This window comes from Parvimonas sp. KA00067, from assembly GCF_001553085.1.
In the GTDB taxonomy this organism is placed as follows: domain Bacteria; phylum Bacillota; class Clostridia; order Tissierellales; family Peptoniphilaceae; genus Parvimonas; species Parvimonas parva.
Window position 1 is genome coordinate 211,191 of the sequence record NZ_KQ960141.1, and the last position, 23,775, is coordinate 234,965.

The following is a 23,775-nucleotide window of genomic DNA, read 5'->3' on the forward strand; positions in this document are numbered from 1 at the left end:
CTTATTATATAACAAATTTCAAAAAAATTTACAAGATATTTATATCTTGTGATTATAGATTATACTTTTATATAGGAGGAAGTTTTAATGAATTTTAAAAGAAAAATATTAAATTTTATAAAAAAAGAAAATTATATTCCATTAACAAATAAAGAACTAGCAGTTGCTTTAGATATTCCGTTTAATGATTTAAAGAAATTTTTCAAAATATTAGATTCTCTTGTTGAAAGTAAAATCTTATCAATAAATGATAATAAATACAATATTTATGAAAAAATGAAAACTTTAAAAGGTAAAGTAACTTTTACTCCAAAAGGTAATGCCTTTTTTATTTCAGAAGGTATGGAGGATATTTTTATTCCTAAAAATGAATTAAATAATGCTAACCATAATGATGAAGTTGAAATAGAAATTATAAAAGAAAAAAGTTTGAAATCAAAAGCTGAAGGTAGAGTTGTTAATGTATTAAATAGAAATTCAAATTTAATTGTTGGTACTTTTACTGAAAATAAAAATTTTGGATTTGTAGTTCCTGATGATAATAAATGTAATTATGATGTTTTTATCAAAAAAGGTGATAAAAATGGTGCTAAAACTAATGATAAAGTTGTTTGTAAATTAATTGAATTTCCAGATAAAAGAAGAAATCCTGAAGGAGTTATAATTGAAGTTCTTGGAAACAAAGAAGATAAGAATGTTCAAATAATATCTTTGCTTAAAGATATGGAAATTCCTTATAAATTTTCAAATAAAATAAATAAAGAGCTTGAAGAAATTTCACAGCTTGATATAAAAAAGGAAATAAAAAACAGAGTTGATTTTAGAGATTTATTTACTGTAACCATTGATGGAGCAGATTCCAAAGATTTTGATGATGCGATTTCTATTGATAAAAAAGGAAATGATTATATACTATATGTTCACATAGCAGATGTATCTTATTATGTAAAAAAAGATAGTAAAATAGATAAAGAGGCGTACAAGAGGGGAAATAGTGTATATTTATTTGATTTTGTTGTGCCTATGTTACCCGAAATATTATCAAATGGATTATGCTCATTAAATCCTAATACTGATAGATTAGCTATGACTGTAAAAATGGTTATAGCTAAAAATGGAAATGTTAAAGAATATAAATTTTATGAATCCGTTATAAACAGTAATTATAGATTAGTTTATGATGATGTAACTAATTTTTTAGAAGGTAAAAAGCATTTTTATTCCGATGAAATATTAAAAGAAAAATTGTTAATTATGCAAGAATTAGATGATATCTTAACAACTAAGAGAAAAAATAGAGGAACGATAGACTTTAATTTCCCGGAAGTTGCAATAACTTTTAATAAAGATGGAAGTGTTGAAAATATATCTAAAAAAGAACTAGGTATAGCAAATAGAATAATAGAATCATTTATGATATGTACAAATGAAGTAGTTGGAAAGCATTTTGCAGATTTTGATATTCCTATAATATATAGAATTCATTCAAAGCCGACTGAAGAAAAATTAGAAACATTAAGAAATTATTTTAAACGTTTAAATATAGAAATGAAACCTATAGATATGATTTCTTCTAAATATTTAAGTGAATTAGTTGAACAATTTAAAGATACTAATAAATCAAGTTTTGTGAATTATTCTATTTTGAGGTCTATGAGTAAAGCACAATATTCTTCAAATATTGATATACATTTTGGCTTATCAACATTTTTATATTGTCATTTTACTTCTCCTATAAGAAGATATGCTGATTTAACTGTTCATAGAAGTTTAAAAAATTATTTACATTCCAATAATGATTTACCTAAAAATTATTTGAGCTACTTAAATATAACAGCAAATCATATAAATGATACTGAAATATTAGCTGTTGATGCTGAAAGAAAACTTGAAGATATTAAAAAAGTTGAATTTATGAAAAATAAAGTAGGGCAAGTATTTGAAGGTATTATTGTTTCTGTTACTTCTTTTGGACTTTTTGTTCAATTGGAAAATACAGTAGAAGGACTTATTAGATATGAAGATATGACTGATGATTATTATATATTTGATGAAGAAAGTTTGACTGCTGTTGGCAAAAGAGGAAATAATATTTTTGATATAGGTATGAATGTAGAAGTTGTTGTTGCAAAAGTTAACGAATTAACTAATGAAATAGACTTTTATTTGAATAGGTGATATTATGAGAGATAAAACTAGTATAAAAATAATAGCAAATAATAAAAAAGCAAGACACGATTATTTTATAGAAAATACTTATGAAGTTGGAATTTCTCTTGCAGGAACTGAAGTTAAAAGTATTAGACAAGGAAAAGTTTCGATTAAAGAAAGCTATTGTCAAATAAAAAATGGAGAAGTTTTTATTATTGGTATGAATATCACTCCTTATGACCATGGAAATATATTTAATTTAGAACCTACAAGAGAAAGAAAACTACTTTTAAATAAAAAAGAAATAAATAAACTTATTGGGCAAACAAAAGAAAGGGGATATGCGTTAATTCCTCTAAATATTCATCTAAAAAACGGATGGATAAAATTGGATATAGCGCTTGCTCGTGGTAAGAAAAATTATGATAAAAGAGATAGTATGCTCGAAAAAGAACACGAAAGAAAAATCCAATATGCCTTAAAAAGTAAATATAAATAGAGGTGAAATTTTTGAATAAAAAATATACAATTATAACTTATGGTTGTCAAATGAATCATCACGATTCAGAAAAAATAGCTTATCTGTTAGAAACTTTAGGTTATACAAAAGAAAATGATATTGAAAAATCAGATTTTATAATTTATAATACATGTTTAGTTAGAGAAAATGCAGAACTTAAAGTTTATGGACAACTAGGAGCATTGAAAAATTTAAAAAGAAAGAAACCGGAAATGATTATAGCTGTTTGTGGTTGTATGATGCAAACGGGCGATGCAAGAGCAACTATAATTTCAAAATATAAACATGTTGATATAATTTTTGGAACTAAAAACATTTCAAGGCTACCATCCCTTGTTGCAAGACATAGAAGTACTGGAGAAGTTATTGTTGACATAGAGGAAGAAGATATTATAGATGATGAAACTCCAATAAATAGAGAGCATCCATTTATTGCTTATGTAAATATAATGACCGGTTGTAATAACTATTGTACTTTCTGCATAGTTCCTTATGCCAGAGGAAAAGAAATTAGTAGAACTCCGGAAAGTATAATTAATGAAATAAAAGAATTGGCAAAAAAAGGATATAAAGAAATAACTTTATTAGGACAAAATGTTAACTCTTATGGAAAAACTTTAAGACCAAGAGTTACTTTCCCAGAATTGTTAAAGATGGTTAATGAAATTGAAGGAATAGAAAGAATAAGATTTTTAACAAGTCATCCTAAAGATTGCTCAGATGAGCTAATAGATGCAATAGCAAATTTAGATAAAGTATGCGAAAATATTCATCTACCTTTCCAATCAGGTAGTAATAGAATATTAAAAAATATGCATAGAATTTATACGAGAGAACATTATCTAGAACTTATTAAAAAACTTAAAGAAAAAGTACCAAATATTACACTTTCAACAGATATAATTGTTGGATTCCCGGGAGAAACAGAAGAAGATTTTCAAGATACTTTAAGTTTAGTTGAAGAAGTTGGATATGACCAAGGTTTTACTTTCTTATATTCTATAAGAAAAGGTACAAAAGCTGCTGAAATGCAAGACCAAATACCTCATGATGTAAAACAAGAAAGATTCCAAAGATTAGTTGACTCAATGTATAAAATATTTTATGAAAAAAATAAAGAGTGCTTAGGACAAACTCTCGAAGTGCTTGTTGAAGGTCCTAGTAAAAATAATCCTGAAATTTTAACAGGAAGAACTAGAGGATATAAATTAGTACATTTTAAAGGTGGTTCAAGAAATATTGGACAGCTGGTAAATATTAAAATAACTGGACATAATTCATTTGCACTTGAAGGAGAAATGCTTTAATAAGGAGTTAATATGAGTAATTTTACACCAATGATGAAACAATATTTAGAAGTTAAGTCTAATTATAGTGATTGCATTATTTTTTATAGATTAGGTGATTTTTATGAAATGTTTTTTGATGATGCGAAAATTGTTTCAAAAATATTAGATTTAGCACTAACAAAAAGAGATTGTGGTGGTGGAGAAAGAGCACCAATGTGTGGAATTCCACATCATGTAGTAAATCAATATTTATATAAATTAGTTTCTCAAGGTTTTAAAGTTGCTATATGTGAACAAGTTCAAGACCCTAAACTTGCAAAAGGAATTGTAAAAAGAGAAGTTATTAAATTAGTTACTCCTGGAACTATTGATGAATTTGATGAATTAGCTACTAATAAAAATAATTATATTATGAGTGTGTATATGGATTCTACGAATTTAAGTATTACATATTCTGATATTTCTACAAGTGAAATATTTTGCACTAATATTTTTGAAATGAATAGAGATAATTTAATTAGTGTATTAGAAGAAGAAGTAATTCGTACAAATCCTTCTGAAATTATAATAAATTCAAATATATTAAAATCTTTAGAAAAAAGTGTTATTAAATTATTTAAAAATTTGAGAATTATTTATACTAAAGTAGATATTGACCATAATTTTAAATCTTTGAAGGAAAATAATGAACAATTTTACTTAGATAATCTAAATAATAAGATTTTACTCTTTTCAATAGATAATTTTTATAGTTATGTATGTAGATTCAATGTAAAATTAAATGATTTTAAAAATGTAAACATATATGAATTAAGTGATTATTTAAGAATAGATGCAAATTCAAGGATTAATTTAGAATTAAAGAAAAATAATTTCAGTAATGATATTAAAGGTTCTTTACTTTCTGTTATAAACTATACAAAAACTCCTATGGGATTTAGATTATTAAATAAGTGGTTAGACCAACCTCTTCTTGAAATTGATAAAATAGTTAGAAGACAATCTTTAGTTGAAGAATTGGTTTTAAATTCTAATTTTAGAAATGAATTAGAAGAATTGTTGAGTAATATTTCAGATATTGAAAGAATTAATTCAAAAATTTCTTTTGGAAATTGTAATGGTAGAGATTTAATTCATCTAAAAAATTCTTTATCTAGTATTCCAAAAATGAAAAATTTATTTTTAAATAGTAATACTTTATTTTCAAATATTGTTTCAAATATTCCGGAAACTAAAGATATTTATAATCTCATAGATTCATCAATACTTGAAGATGTTGGAATTCTAATAAAAGATGGTAATCTTATTAAAGTAGGATATGATGAAGAATTAGATTTAATTAGAAATAATAAGATTGTTGGAAAAGAAAGATTAATTCAATATGAAGTAGAACAAAGAAATATTACTGGTATAAAAAATTTAAGACTAGTATTTAATAAAAAAACAGGTTATTTTTTTGAAGTTACTAAATCTTATCAAAATCTAGTTCCAGATTATTTTGAATTAAAGCAAACTTTAACTAATGCAAATAGATATAAAACAAATGAACTTACTATTATAGAAAATATGATTTTCGGTTCAGAAGGCGATGTTGTAGAAAAGGAATATGAATTATTTGTCGCTATAAGAAATACTATAAAATTGAATATAAAAAGGCTACAAAAATTATCGGATATGATTTCTTTTATAGATTCTATTTTTTCTTTATCTGTTGTTGCATTTAAAAATAATTATTGCAAACCAACATTGAACAATGAAGGAATATTAGATATAAAAGATGGAAGACACCCTGTTATAGAAAGCTTTTTAAGTTCGATAAATGAATTTATTCCAAACGATACGAATATAGGACAAAAAGATAATTTGATTCAAATTATAACAGGTCCAAATATGAGTGGCAAATCTACTTATATTAGACAAGTCGCTCTCATAGTTATACTTGCTCAGATAGGTTCATTCGTGCCTGCAAGTAGTGCAAATATTTCTATTGTAGATAAAATATTTACTCGTATAGGGGCATCAGATAATCTATATAAAGGTGAAAGTACATTTATGGTAGAAATGAAAGAAGTTAATAATATTTTAAGATATGCAACTAAAAATAGCTTACTTATCCTTGATGAAGTTGGTAGGGGAACTTCTACTTTTGATGGATTGAGTTTAGCTTGGGCTATTGTTGAATACATTTCAAAAAATATAAAATCTAAAACATTATTTGCTACGCATTATCACGAATTAATTGACTTAGAAAATATTTTTCCGGATATAAAAAATAAGCATATAGAAGTTATTGAAGATAAAGAAAATGATGATATAGTCTTTTTAAGAAAAATAATGAATGGGGGAGCGAATAAAAGTTATGGTATTGAAGTTGCAAAACTTGCAGGACTACCTATTGATGTTATAAATCGTTCAAAAAATATTTTAGATAGTATTGAAAAGAAAGAAGTTGAAATAGAAAAAGATATTCTTAAATCATCAAATGAAACCACTTCTAAAGTAAATAATACTATAATTACTAATTTGAGTAATATAAATATAGAAAAGATAAGCCCGATAGAAGCTTTTGGAATATTAAATGATTTAATAAATATGGCTAAAAAAGATGAAAATTAGTTAGGAGATTTATATGTCTATAAAATTATTATCAGAAGATACAATTCAAAAAATTGCAGCCGGTGAGGTTGTAGAAAATCCATACTCTGTAATAAAAGAGTTAGTTGAAAATTCAATAGATTCCGGAGCTACTTTCATTAAAGTTGAAATTAAAAATGCTGGAAAAAAAGAAATTATGATTTCTGATAATGGTTGTGGCATAGAGGAAGATGATATAGAACTTGCTTTTACAAAACACGCAACTTCTAAATTGAATAATTTTGAAGATATATATTCAATTCTTTCTTATGGTTTTAGAGGAGAAGCGTTAGCCAGTATTTCTGCTGTTTCTAAGGTAGATATAAATACTAGAACAAAAAATAGTGAATTTGGAATACATTGTTATCTTGAAAATAATAAAATCATTAGAAAAAATAAAATTGGAATGAATCTAGGAACGACAATTTATATTAGAGATTTATTTTATAATGTTCCAATTAGAAAAAAGTTTTTAAAATCTGATGCTTATGAAAATTCAATAATAACAACTTTAATGTATTCTTTTGCGCTTGCAAATCAAAAAATATCTTTTAAATATATCAAAGATTCTAAAGTTGTTTTTGAAACCAATGAAAAAAACACATTAAAAGAAAATATAAAGTATATCTTTAAAGATGAACTTTATAAAAATTTGATTCCTATTGATATTAATGATTCAGATTATAAAATTTATGGATATATTTCAAATAATCATTTTTACAAAGGTACTAGAAGTTCACAATTTTTATTTGTAAATGGAAGATATATTTTTGATGAAAAAATAAGAAATATAATTGAAAAATCTATTTCTTCTTTAATACCGAAAGGAAAATTTCCGGCATTTATAATATTTATTGAAGTCAATCCAAATTTAATAGATATAAATGTTCACCCTAATAAACGAAAAATAAAATTTGTTTTTGAAGATAAATTATTGAATTTATTAAATAATAATATTACTGATATAGTGATAGACAATACTACAAGTGATTTTATTTCTTCTAAGGAAGAACAAAAGGAAAAAATTTTATATAATGAAAAAAAAAATACTAAAAATGATAATTCAACAGATGAAGATATTGTTGAAACAATAATTTACGATGAGGATTATAGTGTAAAAAATATTATAAATAAATTTTCTTACGATGATTTGTTCAAAGTTAATCAAGATGACATACAAACTATAAATGAAGATGATAATATAGAAAATTATATCATAGAAGAAGAAAAAGTAGAAATAGATCCTATTTTAACTCAAATACAGTTAGACCAAAAAGAAAATACAGCAAAAAATATTCTAGATTATGATTTGTTAGGAACGATTTTTTCAAAATATATTTTATTATCAGATAAAGATGAATTAATAATTTTGGATATTTTAAATGCAAAATACAGGATATTATATGAAAATTTATTGAATGAATACAATAACCATACTGTAACAAAACAAATACTTCTATTTCCTATAATTTTAGAATTAAATGAGTATGAAATGAATGTGTTTAATGATATAAAGACTAATTTAGATGATTTAGGTATAGAGGCTGATATTTTTGATGAAGATTCTATTGCAATAAGAACAATGCCTAATTTGTTAAATAATAATTTAGATAAAGAAGATATAAGAGCAATGTTTAATGAAATATTGTTAAAAAATAACGATGCTTTTGAAAATTCTTTGTATAAAATGATTTGTAAAAAAAGAATAAATGTTAATTTAACAGATTTTGAAATAAATGAGTTACTAGTACAACTTTCTAAAATTAATTTAGATATAAATTTCTATGATAAAAAAATATTAAGAAAAATATCTAAAGAAGATTTTGAAAAGTTATTTTTTAAGGATTAAATATGAAAAAGAAATTAATATTTATTGTTGGGCCAACATCTGTTGGAAAAACAAAATTAGGTGTAGATATAGCTAAAGAGTTTTCAGGAGAAATTATTTCTTGTGATTCTATGCAAATATATAAAGAATTTAATATTGGAACAGCAAAAGTTACTAATGAAGAAACTGATGGAATTAATCATTATATGATTGATATTTTAGATGGAAATCAAAATTTTAATGTTTCTGAATATAAAAATATGGCTGAAGAATGTATTGGAAAAATATATTCAAATAAAAATATTCCAATATTTGTTGGTGGAACAGGACTTTATGTAAATTCTATTATATATGATTTAAAATTTACAGATTCCGAACAATCAACTGAACTAAGAGATAAAATAGTTGAATTTTACGAAAAAAACGGTAAAGATTTACTTTACGATTTGTTGTTATACTTAGACTATTCTTGCAAAGAAAAAATTCATAAAAACAATGTAAAAAGAGTAATTAGGGCAATAGAAGTCTGCTTGAATACAAAAAAAGAATTTTCTAAACAATGTAATGACTACGAAAATAATACCAAAAAATATGATTCATTAGTAATTGGTTTAACTTTAGACAGAAAAATATTATATGATAGAATAAATTCTCGTGTTGATATAATGATTGATAATGGTTTAGTAGAAGAAGTTACAGAATTATATAAAAAATATGGAGAAAATTCTCAACCATTTACTGCAATAGGATATAAAGAGTTTATTCCTTACTTAAAAAACGAAATCACCATTGAAGAATGTATTGAAAATATAAAACAAAATTCCAGAAAATATGCAAAAAGGCAATTCACTTGGTTTAATAAAAATGAAAATATAAATTGGATTGATGTAGAAAATGGATATGATTATGTTTTAAGTGATGCAAAAGAATTGATAAGTAAGTTTTTATCAGAAGGAGATTTATAAATTGGAAAAATATTTAGATACTGATTTTAGCTTTAACTCTAAAATCATTGAATTTGTAAATAATTGTGTTAAAGATATAGAAAAAGGTTTTGAAAATTTAAAAGAGATTGAAGAATATAATCAGATAAAAGTTTTAAATGCTTTTAAAAAGCAAAAATTATCTGCTACTGATTTTTCGTGGACAACAGGATATGGTTACGGTGATTTTGGCAGAGAAAAACTAGAAAGAATTTATTGCGATATTTTTAAAGCTAAAGATGCTATTGTTAGACAAGAAATCACTTGTGGCACTCATGCAATAGCTTTAGCTTTGCAAGGTACTTTATTACCTAATGATGAGTTTATTTATATAACCGGAACTCCTTATGATACACTTCTAAAAGTTATAGGTATTTCTGGAGAAGAAAAAGGAACACTTTTAGACTATGGAATAAAATATAATAAAGTTGATTTGGTAGATAATAAAATTGATATAGAAACTGTATTATCAAAAATAAATGAAAATACAAAATTGTTGGCTATTCAAAGGTCTGCCGGATATAGTAGTAGAAGATGTATTTCTATTAGTGAATTAGAGTTTGCAATAGAAAAAATAAAAGAAAAATATCCAAATATATTAATAATGATAGATAATTGTTACTGCGAATTCGTTGAAAAGAAAGAACCAATAGAAGTTGGGGCAGATATAGTTGTTGGCTCATTGTTAAAAAATTTAGGCGCAGGAATTACTTTAAATGGGGGATATGTTGTATCAAATTCAACAGAAATTATAGATTCTATTTCAAATAGACTAACTTCTCCAGGTCTTGGAAAGCATGTAGGTGTTAGTTTTGGAACTACTAGAGCCATTGTTCAAGGCTTATACTTTGCTCCTCATATAGTTTTAGAGGCAGTAAAAAGTGCTAAACTCTTAGCTTATGTTTTTGAAAAATTAGGATATGAAATAATACCTAAATTTAATGAAGATAGAAGTGATATTATCCAAGTAATAACTTTAAAAGATGAAAATAAAGTTATAGACTTTTGTAGAGCAATACAAGAGTTTTGTTGTGTAGATAGTCATGTTATACCTTATCCTTGGGATATGCCGGGTTATTCTGATAAAATTATTATGGCTTCAGGTAGCTTTATAGATGGTTCAAGTATAGAATTAAGTGCTGATGGCCCACTAAGAGAACCTTTTAATGTATATTATCAAGGTGGGCTTAGTTTTTATCAAACAAAAATAGCTCTAATGAATGTATTAAATATTTTTTATGATAAAAAATATTTAGATATATAAAATCAATTTAAAAAATTTTTACTTTTTTTATTAAAAATTTTTTAAAATATGATATAATAAAACAAAGCAGGTGATTATTTGAAATCTTTATCAAAAGATAAGATAAATATTGTAATGAAAAAACTTGAAACATTGTATCCGGATGCAAAACCGGAACTTAATTTTTCTAATAGTTTTGAACTGTTAATAGCAACCATACTATCAGCTCAATGTACTGATGTTAGAGTAAATAAAGTTACTGAAAAATTATTTAAAGATTTTAAAACTCCTAAGGAATTTTTAACTCTAGATATAGACGGTTTATCAAAATATATACACAGTTGTGGTTTTTATAATTCAAAAAGTAAAAATATTTTAGAAACTTGTAAAATCTTGGTGGAAAAATATAACTCAGAAGTTCCAACGAATATGGAAGATTTAACAACTTTACCAGGTGTTGGAAGAAAAACAGCAAATGTTGTTAGGTCTTGTGCTTTTAATATTCCATCTCTTGCAGTTGATACACATGTTTTTAGAGTAACTAATAGGATTGGGATAGTAAATGAAGATAATGTTTTAGATACTGAATTATCACTTATGAAAAAATTAAAAAAATCTACTTGGAATAAGGCGCATCATTTATTTATTTTTCATGGCAGAAGATTATGTAAATCTAGAAAGCCAGATTGTGAAAATTGTATGATAAATTCTGAATGCTTATATTTCAAAAATTTATAGGCCGGGAGATTTTATGAAAAAATATTTAAAAATATTTATTATATTCGGAATATTGCTTATTGTGGCAGGAGTATCTATTTACTTTTACATAAATAGATATCCTTTAAGAAATGCTAGTGGAAATACAAAATCATTAACAAAAGAAGAGATTTTATCTTATGATAAGTTTTATGAAGGTATTTCAATTAATAATATTGATTTAAAAGATTTAACAAAAGAAGAAGCTATAAACAAAATTAAAGAGAATTTACAAGTAGAAGATAAATTTACATTCAAGTATAATGATTATGTAAAAAATTTTATCCCTAAAGATATAGAATTTTCATACGATTATGAAAATTTAGTAAATGAAGCATTCAAGCTGGGAAGAAGTGGTAATGCTGAAGAAAGAATAGAAACTTTAAAAAATTTATTAGCTAATCCTAAAAATTTTGAAGTAAAATCTAGTTATAATCTTGAAAAATTAAATGAAATAATAAAAGAAGTTTCTGAAAAATTAAATTCAGAACCCGTTGATGAAAAGATTGATTTTTCAAAAGAAAAAGCATCAGTAATTGATGGAAAATTAGGAATTAAAGTTGAAACAGAAAAAATAATAAATAATTTTAAAGCTATTCCTGTAAAATTTAATTTAGAAATACCTGTTTCCGTTACTGAATATAAAAAACTGGATAGAAATTTAGTATCTTCTATAAAAGGAGTTATTGGTGAAGCTACTACAAAATTTGATTACCAACCTAATAGAAATACAAATATAAAAATTGCAGCAAATAAAATGAACGAGTTTGTAGTAAATCCTGGAGAGACCTTTTCATTCGCAAATGTTTTGGGAGAAGTTTCTAGTAGTACTGGATATAAACCTGCAGGTACCTTTGTTAATGATAAGGTAGTAGATTCGATAGGTGGAGGTATTTGTCAGGTTAGTTCTACATTATATCAAGCTTTAGTAAAATCAGATTTAAAAATAGTAGAAAGAAATCAACACTCTATGAGAGTTGCTTACTGTACTATTGGATTGGACGCGATGTATTATGCCGGTTCTAGTGATTTAAAATTTAAAAATAATTTTGATTTTCCTATAATTATAAAAAGTTATGTTTCAAACGGGAGTTTAACTTTTAAAATTTTTGGAGATACAGATAAGAAAAATTATAAAATTTCATTATTTACATCTGGAGTATCAACAATTCCAATGCCAATAGAAGAAATTGAAGATCCGGAACTTCCCGAAGGAGAAAAAGTAATCGTTGAAAAAGGATTTAATGGATATAGAGGGTCATCATATATAAAAAGAGGAAACGGAGAGGCTGTTTTACTAAATAGCGATTACTATAAACCTAAAAAACAAGTTGTTAAAGTAGGTACTAAAAAGGAACCTACTGAAGAAAAAGAAAAAGAAAATGATTAAAAAATAAATTTAAATATGGATATTTATCAAATAATATGTTATAATTATTGATAGATTATTTATAAAATTAGGAGGAAATTAATGATATCAGCAGGAGATTTTAGAAAAGGGACAACATTTGAAATGGATGGAGATGTATATCAAATTATAGATTTTCAACATGTTAAACCTGGAAAAGGAGCTGCGTTTGTAAGAACAAAAATAAAGTCAGTTAAAAGTGGTGGTTCAAGAGAAATGACTTTCAACCCAAATGACAAATATGAAATCGCTAAGATTGAAACAAAAGAAATGCAATATTTATATTCAGATGGTGAATTATATTATTTTATGGATACTGAAACTTATGAACAATTACCATTAAACTTTGATGTAGTTGAAGATGCTCTTCTATATTTAAGAGAAAATGATAATGCAACAATAAGATTCCATGATGGAAAGGCATTTCAAGTTAATGCACCAAACTTTGTTGAATTAGAAGTTATTGAAACTGAACCTGGTGTTAAGGGAGATTCAGCTACCGGAGCAAATAAACCAGCTAAAGTTGAAACAGGAGCAGTTGTTACAGTTCCTTTATTCATAAACAATGGAGATAAAATTAAAATTGATACAAGAACTAATGAATATCTTTCAAGAGTTTAATAATTAAAATATTAAAGACAAGTTTTTAAAACTTGTCTTTTTTGTACTTATATTTTCAATTTTGAAATCGGATTTTTTGAAATTCCTTTTTTAATATCATCATCATCTAAATGGGTGTATATTTGTGTTGTAGCGACACTTGTATGACCAAGAATGCTTTGAATTGTTCTTATATCAACATCTCCATATTTATACATAAGTGTAGCGGCTGTGTGTCTAAGTTTATGTGGAGTATATATTTTAGGGTCTAATCCTGATAATAATATATATTTTTTCAACCTTAATTGAATTGAACGATTAGAAATCCTTTTATTATGTGAACTTATGAATAGGGCAGTTGTATCTTTTGTTACAGGTCTAAGTTGTAAATAACTTTTTATTGCATAAATACAATTTTCGTTTAGAAAAACAATTCTTTCTTTATTTCCTTTTCCTATAACACTTAATTTATCTTCTTTTATAGATTCGATATTAATACCTGTAAGCTCAGAAATTCTAAGTCCACAAGTTAAAAATATTAAAATTATACATAAATCTCTAGCTCTGTTAAATTCATTTTTTTCTTCTTTTATGGCGTTTATAAGTTTTTCAGATTCAGATAAAGTGAGATATATAGGATTTCTTTTTTGTAATTTCGGTAATTCCAGCTTTTCTGAAGGATTTTTATCAATTAATTCAACTGTATTATGTAGATATTTAAACCATGATTTTATAGCTGAAATTTTTCTCGCTTTAGTTTTTGTTGAATCATTATAATTAGAATCACAAAAAGAGATATAGGCGTGCAAATCTGTAATATCTATATCAGAAATATCTCGTTTATTAATTGATAAAATAGGTACAGAATTTATATCTGATTCTAAATTATATCCAAATAATTTTTTTCGCATTATAATAAATTTTAAAAATCTTTTTAAATCATAATAATATTCTTTAACCGTTAAATTTGAACGACCTTTAATAGTCAATAAATAATTTAAATAGTCATCTAAAATCGTTGGACAATCATCAAAATGTATCATACAATCTCCTCTAATATTTTTTACATTATTTTCGCAAAACTATAATTTTGCGAAAATAAATTTAATTAAAATAAAGAAGAGATTTTTTTAACCTCTACTCTATTTACATTTTAATTATATTATATTTTAAAAGTTAAGTCAAGTTTTTTATTCTAGCTCCAACTCTTCTTTATACATTTCTTTTAAGTACAATATATCGTTCATTATAGAATTATCTAAATCTTCATACAATAACAATTTATCTATATCTTCCTTAGCTTTTTGGTATTTTTTTAGTTTTAATTCCAATACTATCTTATTAAATAGCAATTTTTCATCATCAATATATATAGATAGTCCTCTTTCGAAAATTTTTAGTGATTTTTCGACTTTTTCTGTTTTGTAATATAATAACCCCAATTCTATAAAAATATTCAAAAAATCGGCGTTTAAATCCAATGATTTTTCATAATACTCAATAGATTTTTCAATTTCATTCAATTTGTTATATATATAAGCAATCCAATAAGAATCTTCTTTATCTAACGAAGTTTTGTCTATATTTTCTAAAAGCTCATAACATTCTTCATATCTAAATTTATCAACAAGTTGTAAAATTTCTTCAATTTTTACTTTTGTATCAATTTCCGATATTTTTTTCTTGATAATGTTATCAATGGAAAAATTAGAATTTGTAATAGCCTTTTTATAAAATAAATTTGCTTTTATATAAAATTTTTCTTTTACAAATAAATCACCATAAAGCATATTTAGTAAATAATCTTCTGAATTCTTTTTTTCTAAATCTGATAACAAAACCTTTATTTCATTCAAAAAAATATTATAATAGTTGTTATCAATATAATCTAATATCATTAGAAGATATTTAATATAGATTTTTAAAATAAAATCATCATAAATTTCTAAATTAAATAAACCTCTAACAATTAATAAATTGTAAATTATATTTTCAAACTTTTCATCATTAAAACGAATTTTAGATTTTGTAAAATCTATCAGATTAATTTTTTTAGATTTAATAAAATCATTTAAAAGTTCTATATTATCAAAATTTGAATTTATACCATTTAATAATAAAATTCCTTCAAAAAAATATTCTAAATTGATATTTTCGTTGAATTTATTATTTTTTATATTTTCTAAAAGTACATCTGAATTAATTGGAAAATCTATATTTTTATATAGATTTCCATTAATTTCAATTTCTTTTATAGTAAGAAAATATATTTTTTCAGAAAATTTTTCAAAATAATTACACAAATTATCCATATTCACCTACATTTTTTTAGGAGTATCCATACCTAAAAGCCCTAAGCCGATTTCTATAAGCAATCTTGTACAATAGGTTAAAATTAATCTAAATTCTTTAATATATTCTTCTTGATTATTTATTGGACATGAATTATAAAATTTATTGAATAATTTTGCTATTTCAGTTATATATCTAGCTAGTATTGAAGGTTCATATTTTTTAGCAGATTCTTGCAAAATATCTTCAAATTTATAAATAGCTTTAACTAAAGTTAATTCATCAATATTCATTTCATAATTTTCAAATTTTGAAATATCAACAGAATCTAACTTTGAATAAAAATTATTTTTTTCTAATATACTATTAGCTCTCGCTGCAGAATATTGAACATAAGGTCCAGTTTCTCCATCAAAATTTAATACATTATTCCAATCAAAAGCGTAATCTTTAATTCTAGTATTAAATAGTTCTTGGAATATAACCGCTCCGATACCTACCTCTTTTGCAATTTCTTCTTTATTTTCAAGAGAACTATTTCTATCATTTATAATTTCTAAAGTTTTTTCGACACTTTTTTCAAGAACATCATTTAAAAATATAACATTTCCTTCTCTTGTACTAAGTTTTGCAGAAGTACCTAAAAGGTCATCTTTAACACTAACCATACCAAAAGAAACGTGAATACAGTCTTTAGCCCATTCATATCCCATTTCTTCAAGAACAGCTTTTAATTGTTGAAAATGTAATTTTTGTTGAGTGGCTACAACATAAATATTTTTATCAAATTCATAATCTTTCTTCCTAGTTAAGGCAGTTGCAATGTCTCTAGTTATATATGTACTAGAAGAATTACTCTTTAATATTAGCGCTGGAGGTAGATTATATTTATCTAAATTTACGATTTTACAGCCTTCACTTTCAACCAATAAATTCTTATCTTCCAATTCCTTAACTACATCATCAATAAATTGTGAATGATATGCCTCACCTCTATATGAATCAAATTCAACTTTTAGTTTATCATAAACCTTTTGAAATTCTAATAAACTTATTTCTTTAAACCAATTCCAAAGTCTTACAGATTCTTCATCACCATTTTCTAATTTATTGAAATAATCTCTAGCCGTTTCAAGCATTTCTTCATCAGTTTTACAAAGATTGTTAAAGTCAACATATAATTTCAAAAGTTGATTTATAGGATCTGCATTTATCTCATCATCATTACCCCATATTTTATAAGCGGCAATTATTTTCCCGAATTGTGTGCCATAATCTCCAAGATGATTTACTCCAACTGTGTTATAACCCAAAAATTTATATATGTTCTTTATTACATTACCAATTAAAGTGCTCCTAATATGACCGATATGGAACGGTTTAGCAATATTAGTAGAAGAATAATCAATTACTATTGTTTTATCTAAATTATCATTTGATGAACCATAATTTTCTTTTTTTTCAAAGATTTCATTTATAACATTTTTAGAAAACTCTGAAGGTTTAATAAAGAAATTTATATAAGGTCCAACATTTTTTACATCTAAAAATATAGTATTTTCTAATTTAATTTTACCAACCAATTCTTCAGAAATCATATTTGGAGCTTTTCTTAAAATTTTTGATAACTTAAAACAAGGAAACGAAAAATCTCCCATTTCAGCATTAGGTGGAATTTCTATTAATTCTTTAATTTCTTCTTTACTTAAATTTATATCTAAGTCAAAGATAGTATTTACAACTATGTCTTTAAAATTTATCATAATATACTCCTATTTTAATTTTACAACGGTAGCACCATCGCCACCTTCATTAATTTTCCCAAAGCTAAAAGACTTAACTAATTTATGTCTTTTTAGAAAATCAGATATGTTATTTCTTAAAATTCCAGTACCTTTCCCATGTATAATAGTAACTTCATTCAAATTCGCTATAAAAGAGTCATCTAAAAACTTATCTATTTCATAAATAGCATCTTCAGTATTAAAACCCCTTACATCAATTTTATTATCATACATTTTATCACTCTTAATAAAAGTAGTCTTTGAATAAGACGTTTTTTCTTTAGAATCATCTATTATTTTTTCAATTCTAATTATATCGCTAATATTAGCATTTACCTTTAAAATACCAATTTTAACCTGTAAATTACCATTTTTATCAGGCAATGTTTGAACATATCCATTTTCATTTAAACTAAGAACTTTAATTTCTTCTCCTAACATTAAAGGCTCATTCAATATGTTTGCATTATTTTTGCTTTTTAACATTCTAGAATGATTAATTTTATCCGTCTTCTTAAATATTTCTTCAGAAATTTTTCTTAATTTTACAGACTCTTGCTTTGATTTAGCCTTGTTTATATCTTTGATAGTTTCTTTACAAAACTTATCTGTTTCATATATTGAATTTTCAATATATTCTTCTAATTTTTTTATTTTTTTCTCTTTTTGTATATTAAATTTTTCTAATTTTTCTTCATACTCTTCTTTAATTTTTTTATTATAATCTAATATTTCTCTTTGTTCGATAATGAGATTTTCATATTCCTTACGTCTATTATCTACATTACTAACAAGTTTATCAAAAGAGATTTCGTTGTTAGATATAAATTTTTTAGCATTTATAATAAAACTTTCATCAAGTCCTAATTTTTTAGAAATTTCAAATGCATTTGATTTTCCTGAAACTCCAATTATTAACTTATAAGTTGGTTCTAATTTTTCAACATCAAACTCCATAGCTGCATTTTGGACGTTTTCAGTTGACATCGCATACATTTTTAATTGACTATAATGAGTTGTTGCAATAGTCCTAATGTTTTTTTCTAAAAAATAATTCAAAATAGAAATAGAAAGTCCTGAACCTTCTTCCGGATCTGTACCTGAACCTAATTCATCAAATAAAACCAAACAATTTTCTTTAGCATTATCTATTATTTCTATTATATTTTTCATATGTGAAGAAAAAGTACTTAAAGATTGTTCTATACTCTGTTCATCACCAATATCGGCAAATAATTCAGTAAATATAGCAACTTCTGAATTATCAAAACAAGGTATCATAAGTCCAAATTGAGTCATTAAGGTTAATAAACCAACAGTTTTTAAAGTAACAGTTTTACCACCTGTGTTAGGCCCTGTTATTACCAAAGTATTAAAATTACCACCAAGAGAAATATCAATCGGTACAACTTTATCCTTGTCTATTAACGGGTGCCTTGCTAATTTCAAATTAATAATACCTTTATCATTAATTAATGGCTTACTAGCCTCCATATTATATGCAAGTTTTCCTCTTGCAAATATAAAGTCTATATTAGCGATTATGTCTAAATTTGATAATAATTCCGGTAAAATTTCTAAAATACGATTAGAAAATTCACTCAATATTCTTTCAATTTCTTTTTCTTCATCAATTTCTAATTTTTTTAAATCATTATTCAAATCAACAACAAACATCGGTTCAATAAAAACAGTTTGTCCTGATGCAGATTGGTCGTGAACAATACCTTTAAATGAATTTTTAAACTCACTTCTTACGGGAACAACATATCTACCATCTCTTAAAGTATAAATATTATCCATCAATTTATCTGATGTAGAAATAAGTTGATTAAGTCTATCTCTAATTAAATCATTTTTAGACTTAATCATTCTTCTTATCCTTTTAAGTTCAGGACTTGCATCATCAGAAATTTCTTCTTCTGATATTATTGAAACTTCTAAATCTCTTTCAAGTTGAGTATTAACATTTAAAGAACTTAAAAGTCCAAAAATATTTTCATACTCAACTTCATCATCACTAGAAATTAAATTTTTTAAAAATCTTGATGTATTCAAAAGTTTCCAAACTTCTAGAAGTTTTCTAATTGTAAAAAAACGTCCAACTTCTAAGAGTTTAAAATCTTCTTCTAAATCATCAATGTTAGAAATAGCAGGAGTCTTATGTTTCATTATAAATCTATAAGCCTCATCTGTTTCATCTAATAATTTTTTAATTTTTATAATATCAGTAGAAATTTCAGCATTTTTTATTAACTTTTTTCCTATTATACTCTGAGAACAATCTAATAACATATTTATAATTTTATAAAATTCTAAAGTTTTTAACACTTTATTTTTCATTATTATTTATTTCTCCATTTTTTATAATTTTTTTAATATATTCATCTTTTATTTTTGAAATTTCATTTTGTAATTCAATAATTTTTTCATCTTTTTGTTTTATTTCATAAAAATTATCGTAAGAAATTTTTTCAAGATTTTCATATCTTTTCTCAAGCGTACTAATAGTATGAATTAAAATATTATTTTTATCAGTTAGCTCTTTCAAGCTTTCTTTTAATTCTTCTTTTTCCTTTTCGATTTTTTCAGTATTCTTTATGAATTCTTCTTGTTTTTTAATAGGAAAATCACTATCTTCACTCATTAAATTTAATTCTTTTTTTAAGTCAAAATAATCACTAGAAATATTTAACGCTACCAAAGTTGCTGCCATAGTTGGATTTAACAAATAATTTTGTGAAGTTATTTTTTTTATTTCTTCATCAACAAAATTTGCTATTTCTTCAACTTCAGATTTATCTTTTTGTCCAATAATTGTATAAATACTTCCTGCAATATTAACTTTAATTTTATTATTCATAATATTCTCCTAATTATGACCTTAAACTTGCTCCTAATTTTTTATTTAAATCAGATAGCATATCATCGATTATAGAATTTATATCTTCATCAACTAAAGTCTTATCTTTAGATTGGAAAGTTAATTTATAAGCCATTGATTTCTTTCCTTCACTCACTTGATTTCCGATATAAACATCAAAAAGTTCAACATTTTTAAGTAAATTATTTGAATGCTCTTTAAATATTTTTTCTATTTCCCCACTATCTATATTTTTATCTACAACCAAAGCTAAATCTCTCTTTACAGCCGGATATTTTATAAGTGGTTCATAAATTTTTACAAGACTTGATTTATCTCTTATCTTCTCAATATCAATTTCACATACAAATATATTTTTCTTAATTGAGAAATTTTTACATACTTCATAAGAAATTTGACCAATTTCCCCTATCTTTTCGCCATTTGCTAATACATCAGCACATACTCCTGAGTGAAAATATTCAATATTATTATTTTTTACAAATTCAACATTTTCAATGTTTAATATATTTAACAAATTAAATATTATATCTTTCAAATAATAAAATTCATATTTCCCATAAGCTCCAATAGCAAGTTTTTTCTTTTCAATAGGTATTTTTTCTCCTTCAACTGAATGAAAAGTATTTCCAAGCTCATATACTAACAAGTCATCATTTTTATAATTTAAATTTTTAGCTAAAACATCAATAATATTTGGAATTAAAGATTTTCTCATAATACTAAATTCTTCACCTAACGGATTTAAAATCTTAACAGTATTTAAAGCATTCATCTTTGTCTTTCCGATTATATTTCCTCCAATGAAAGAATAAGTTGTAATTTCATATAAACCTAAATTTAATAAAATATTTTTTATCTTATCTTCAAAAACTCTTTTACTACTCTTTTTACCTATCGTATTTGGAGCTAAAATAGGTGTAGGATTAAGATTAGAGAATCCATATATTCTACCTATTTCTTCAACAATATCCTCTTGAATAGATAAATCTGTTCTAAAATAAGGTATAGTACAAATTATAACATCATCTTTAACTTCTGTTTCGATTTCTAATAAATTTAAATATCTAACTATCTTTGAATTTTCAATTTCAACTCCTAATAGTCTTTTTACTAAATTTGTATTAAATTCTATTTTAGTTGGAACAAAATTTGCGTTATCAACGTCAAATACTGAATCAATTTCACATTTTACATTTTTTTCTAACAAATATAAAAATCTAGATAAAACATTTATAGTATGTTCTGAAGTCAATCCTTTTTCATATCTTATAGACGCCTCAGATTTTAATCCCAATCTTTTTGAAGTAGATTTGATTGATTTTTTAGTAAAGTATGCAGATTCAACTAAAATATTTTTAGTATTTTCATCAATTTCTGAATTTTTAAGTCCCATAACTCCAGCAATAGCTATAGGTTTTACAGAATCGCAAATCAACATATCTTCTGATGAAAGAGTTCTTTCAACCTCATCTAAAGTTACAACTTTTTCTCCTTCAAATGCATTTCTAACAGTTATATCTCCTTCTAACTTATCTAAATCAAAAGCATGAAGAGGTTGTCCAAATTCTAACATTAAAAAGTTAGTTAAATCCACTATATTATTTATAGGTCTTATTCCGGCATTTAAAAGATAATTTTGAATTTTTCTATTTGATTCTTCTATCTTAATATTTTTTATTATACTAGCAGAATATCTTTTACAATTTTCTGCTGAAATATTTATATTTAACGAACTTTTATTTTCAATTTCTTTTAAATTTTTTAAATTAATTTTATTTAATTCTTTATCAAAACTTGCAGAAATTTCTCTTGCCATTCCAACAATAGATAAGCAATCCGGTCTATTAGGTGTAATTTCAAATTCTACAACAATATCATTCAAATCTAAAATTTCTCTAATATCTGTACCTAAAACAATATTTTCATCAAAAATTCTTAAAACTCCATCTTTATATTCTTTTGGAATAACCGAATCAGCATAACCTAATTCTTTATAACTACAAAACATTCCTTGTGAAATTTCTCCACCTAATTTTGCTTCCATAATTTTTGTTCCATCAGCAAGTGTCGAATTAACTTTTGCAACCGGAACATAATCAAATTGCTTTAAATTTTGAGCAGCAGTAACAATTTGAACTACTTCATTTCCCAAATCAACTTTTGTAATCCAAAGTTTTTTAGAATTTTCATGTCTATAAATTTCTAAAATTTTACCTATTACAATATTTTCTAATTCAGTTCCTAATTTTTCAATGGATTCAACATGAGAACCTGTAAGAGTTACTTTATCACAAATTTCCATTATATCATTATCTATATTAATATATTCTTTTGCCCATTTTATCGGTAATAACATATAATCCTCCTTAAAATTGTTCTAAAAATCTTTTATCATTATCATATAATAATCTAATATTATTTATCTTATGCTTAACCATAGTAATTCTATCAATTCCCATACCAAACGCAAAACCAGAATATTTTTTAGAATCAATTCCACAAGCTTCTAATACATTAGGGTGAACCATGCCACAACCTAACAATTCCATACTCCAACCTGTTCCATTACAAACTTTACAACCTTTACCTTTACAATTAAAGCAAGAAACGTCAACTTCAGCACTTGGTTCAGTAAATGGAAAATAATGAGGTCTGTATCTTGTTTGCATATCTTCTCCAAAAAACTCCTTGATAAAAGTATTAAGTGTTTCAATTAAGTTACTCATATTAATATTTTCATCTACAACAAGACCTTCGATTTGATGAAACATTGGTGAATGAGTATCATCAACTTCATCAAATCTAAATGTTCTACCAGCAGAAACCATTTTAATTGGAGGCTTTGTAGTCATCATAGTTCTAATTTGAACTGGAGATGTATGAGTTCTTAACAACAATTCCTTATCAATATAAAATGTATCAGACATATCTCTTGAAGGGTGATCCATAGGAGAATTTAATTTATTAAAATTATTTTCTACTGTTTCGATTTCCGGACCATCAATTACAGAAAATCCCATTGAAATAAAGAAATTTTCCAATTCTTCCATAGTTTGATTTAAAGGATGTCTATGTCCAACATTTATAAATTTTTTATTGATAGTAACATCAACTGTTTCTTCCTTTATTCTCTTTTCAAGTTCAATTTTATTAAACATTTCAACTTTTTCATTTATGATATTTTCAATTTCCTGCTTAGTTAAATTTATAAGCTCACCAATTTTAGGTCTTTCTTCCTTAGAAACATTGGCCATATTTCTTAAAATACTAGTAAATTCCCCTTTTTTGCCTAAATATTTTACCCTAATTTCTTCTAAATCATTTTTATCAGTTGAATCTTTAATTTCATTTATAATTTTATCTTTTAAATTATTAATTAAGTCTTTCATATTTTTCTCCT

17 protein-coding genes are annotated in these 23,775 nt (G+C 24.6%); 10 read left to right on the plus strand and 7 right to left on the minus strand.

Annotated features, from left to right (window positions below):
* The first annotated feature begins 87 nt into the window (after positions 1-87).
* The 10 genes from rnr (at position 88) to efp (ending at position 13,433) form a co-directional block, all read left to right on the plus strand.
* Positions 88-2,178, plus strand: a complete 2,091-nt coding sequence (gene rnr / locus HMPREF3181_RS01595; RefSeq protein WP_082713862.1) for a ribonuclease R — start codon at positions 88-90, stop codon at positions 2,176-2,178.
* Between the two features lie 4 nt (positions 2,179-2,182).
* Entirely contained in the window at positions 2,183-2,650 is a 468-nt protein-coding gene (gene smpB, locus HMPREF3181_RS01600; RefSeq protein WP_068472351.1) for an SsrA-binding protein SmpB, read from the plus strand.
* An 11-nt stretch (positions 2,651-2,661) separates the two neighbouring features.
* Complete coding sequence (miaB, locus tag HMPREF3181_RS01605; RefSeq protein WP_068472354.1) at positions 2,662-3,978, plus strand: tRNA (N6-isopentenyl adenosine(37)-C2)-methylthiotransferase MiaB; 1,317 nt, start codon at positions 2,662-2,664, stop codon at positions 3,976-3,978.
* 12 nt (positions 3,979-3,990) lie between these two features.
* On the plus strand, positions 3,991-6,576 hold the full coding sequence (mutS, locus tag HMPREF3181_RS01610) for a DNA mismatch repair protein MutS (RefSeq protein ID WP_197415905.1): 2,586 nt from the start codon (positions 3,991-3,993) through the stop codon (positions 6,574-6,576).
* Between the two features lie 13 nt (positions 6,577-6,589).
* Positions 6,590-8,443 (plus strand): DNA mismatch repair endonuclease MutL, encoded by a 1,854-nt coding sequence (mutL, locus tag HMPREF3181_RS01615; RefSeq protein ID WP_068472356.1) that lies wholly within the window; start codon positions 6,590-6,592, stop codon positions 8,441-8,443.
* A 2-nt stretch (positions 8,444-8,445) separates the two neighbouring features.
* The gene (gene miaA, locus HMPREF3181_RS01620) at positions 8,446-9,387 is read left to right on the plus strand and encodes a tRNA (adenosine(37)-N6)-dimethylallyltransferase MiaA (protein ID WP_156435978.1); all 942 of its coding nucleotides are present in this window, start codon (positions 8,446-8,448) and stop codon (positions 9,385-9,387) included.
* Between the two features lies 1 nt (position 9,388).
* Entirely contained in the window at positions 9,389-10,669 is a 1,281-nt protein-coding gene (locus HMPREF3181_RS01625; RefSeq protein WP_068472357.1) for a methionine gamma-lyase family protein, read from the plus strand.
* 114 nt (positions 10,670-10,783) lie between these two features.
* The gene (gene nth / locus HMPREF3181_RS01630) at positions 10,784-11,386 is read left to right on the plus strand and encodes an endonuclease III (RefSeq protein ID WP_068472497.1); all 603 of its coding nucleotides are present in this window, start codon (positions 10,784-10,786) and stop codon (positions 11,384-11,386) included.
* A gap of 13 nt (positions 11,387-11,399) precedes the next feature.
* Positions 11,400-12,794, plus strand: a complete 1,395-nt coding sequence (locus tag HMPREF3181_RS01635) for a VanW family protein (protein WP_068472359.1) — start codon at positions 11,400-11,402, stop codon at positions 12,792-12,794.
* An 81-nt stretch (positions 12,795-12,875) separates the two neighbouring features.
* Positions 12,876-13,433 (plus strand): elongation factor P, encoded by a 558-nt coding sequence (gene efp / locus HMPREF3181_RS01640; protein WP_068472362.1) that lies wholly within the window; start codon positions 12,876-12,878, stop codon positions 13,431-13,433.
* 47 nt (positions 13,434-13,480) lie between these two features.
* Here the strand turns inward: efp and HMPREF3181_RS01645 are convergent, their stop codons facing one another.
* From HMPREF3181_RS01645 to pheS, 7 genes are all read right to left on the minus strand, one after another.
* Entirely contained in the window at positions 13,481-14,455 is a 975-nt protein-coding gene (locus tag HMPREF3181_RS01645) for a tyrosine recombinase XerC (protein ID WP_068472364.1), read from the minus strand.
* Positions 14,456-14,602: 147 nt separating this feature from the next.
* Positions 14,603-15,724 (minus strand): tetratricopeptide repeat protein, encoded by a 1,122-nt coding sequence (locus HMPREF3181_RS01650; protein WP_068472367.1) that lies wholly within the window; start codon positions 15,722-15,724, stop codon positions 14,603-14,605.
* A gap of 6 nt (positions 15,725-15,730) precedes the next feature.
* The gene (argS, locus tag HMPREF3181_RS01655) at positions 15,731-17,467 is read right to left on the minus strand and encodes an arginine--tRNA ligase (protein WP_068472369.1); all 1,737 of its coding nucleotides are present in this window, start codon (positions 17,465-17,467) and stop codon (positions 15,731-15,733) included.
* Between the two features lie 9 nt (positions 17,468-17,476).
* The gene (locus HMPREF3181_RS01660) at positions 17,477-19,831 is read right to left on the minus strand and encodes an endonuclease MutS2 (protein WP_068472371.1); all 2,355 of its coding nucleotides are present in this window, start codon (positions 19,829-19,831) and stop codon (positions 17,477-17,479) included.
* Positions 19,821-20,351: a cell division protein ZapA gene (zapA, locus tag HMPREF3181_RS01665; RefSeq protein ID WP_068472373.1), complete on the minus strand. Its 531-nt coding sequence runs from the start codon at positions 20,349-20,351 to the stop codon at positions 19,821-19,823. The genes HMPREF3181_RS01660 and zapA overlap by 11 nt, the downstream gene beginning before the upstream one ends.
* A 13-nt stretch (positions 20,352-20,364) precedes the next feature.
* A complete protein-coding gene (gene pheT / locus HMPREF3181_RS01670) occupies positions 20,365-22,731 on the minus strand; it encodes a phenylalanine--tRNA ligase subunit beta (RefSeq protein WP_068472375.1) in 2,367 nt (788 codons plus the stop codon).
* A gap of 10 nt (positions 22,732-22,741) precedes the next feature.
* Positions 22,742-23,764, minus strand: a complete 1,023-nt coding sequence (gene pheS, locus HMPREF3181_RS01675) for a phenylalanine--tRNA ligase subunit alpha (protein ID WP_068472377.1) — start codon at positions 23,762-23,764, stop codon at positions 22,742-22,744.
* Positions 23,765-23,775: the final 11 nt, after the last annotated feature.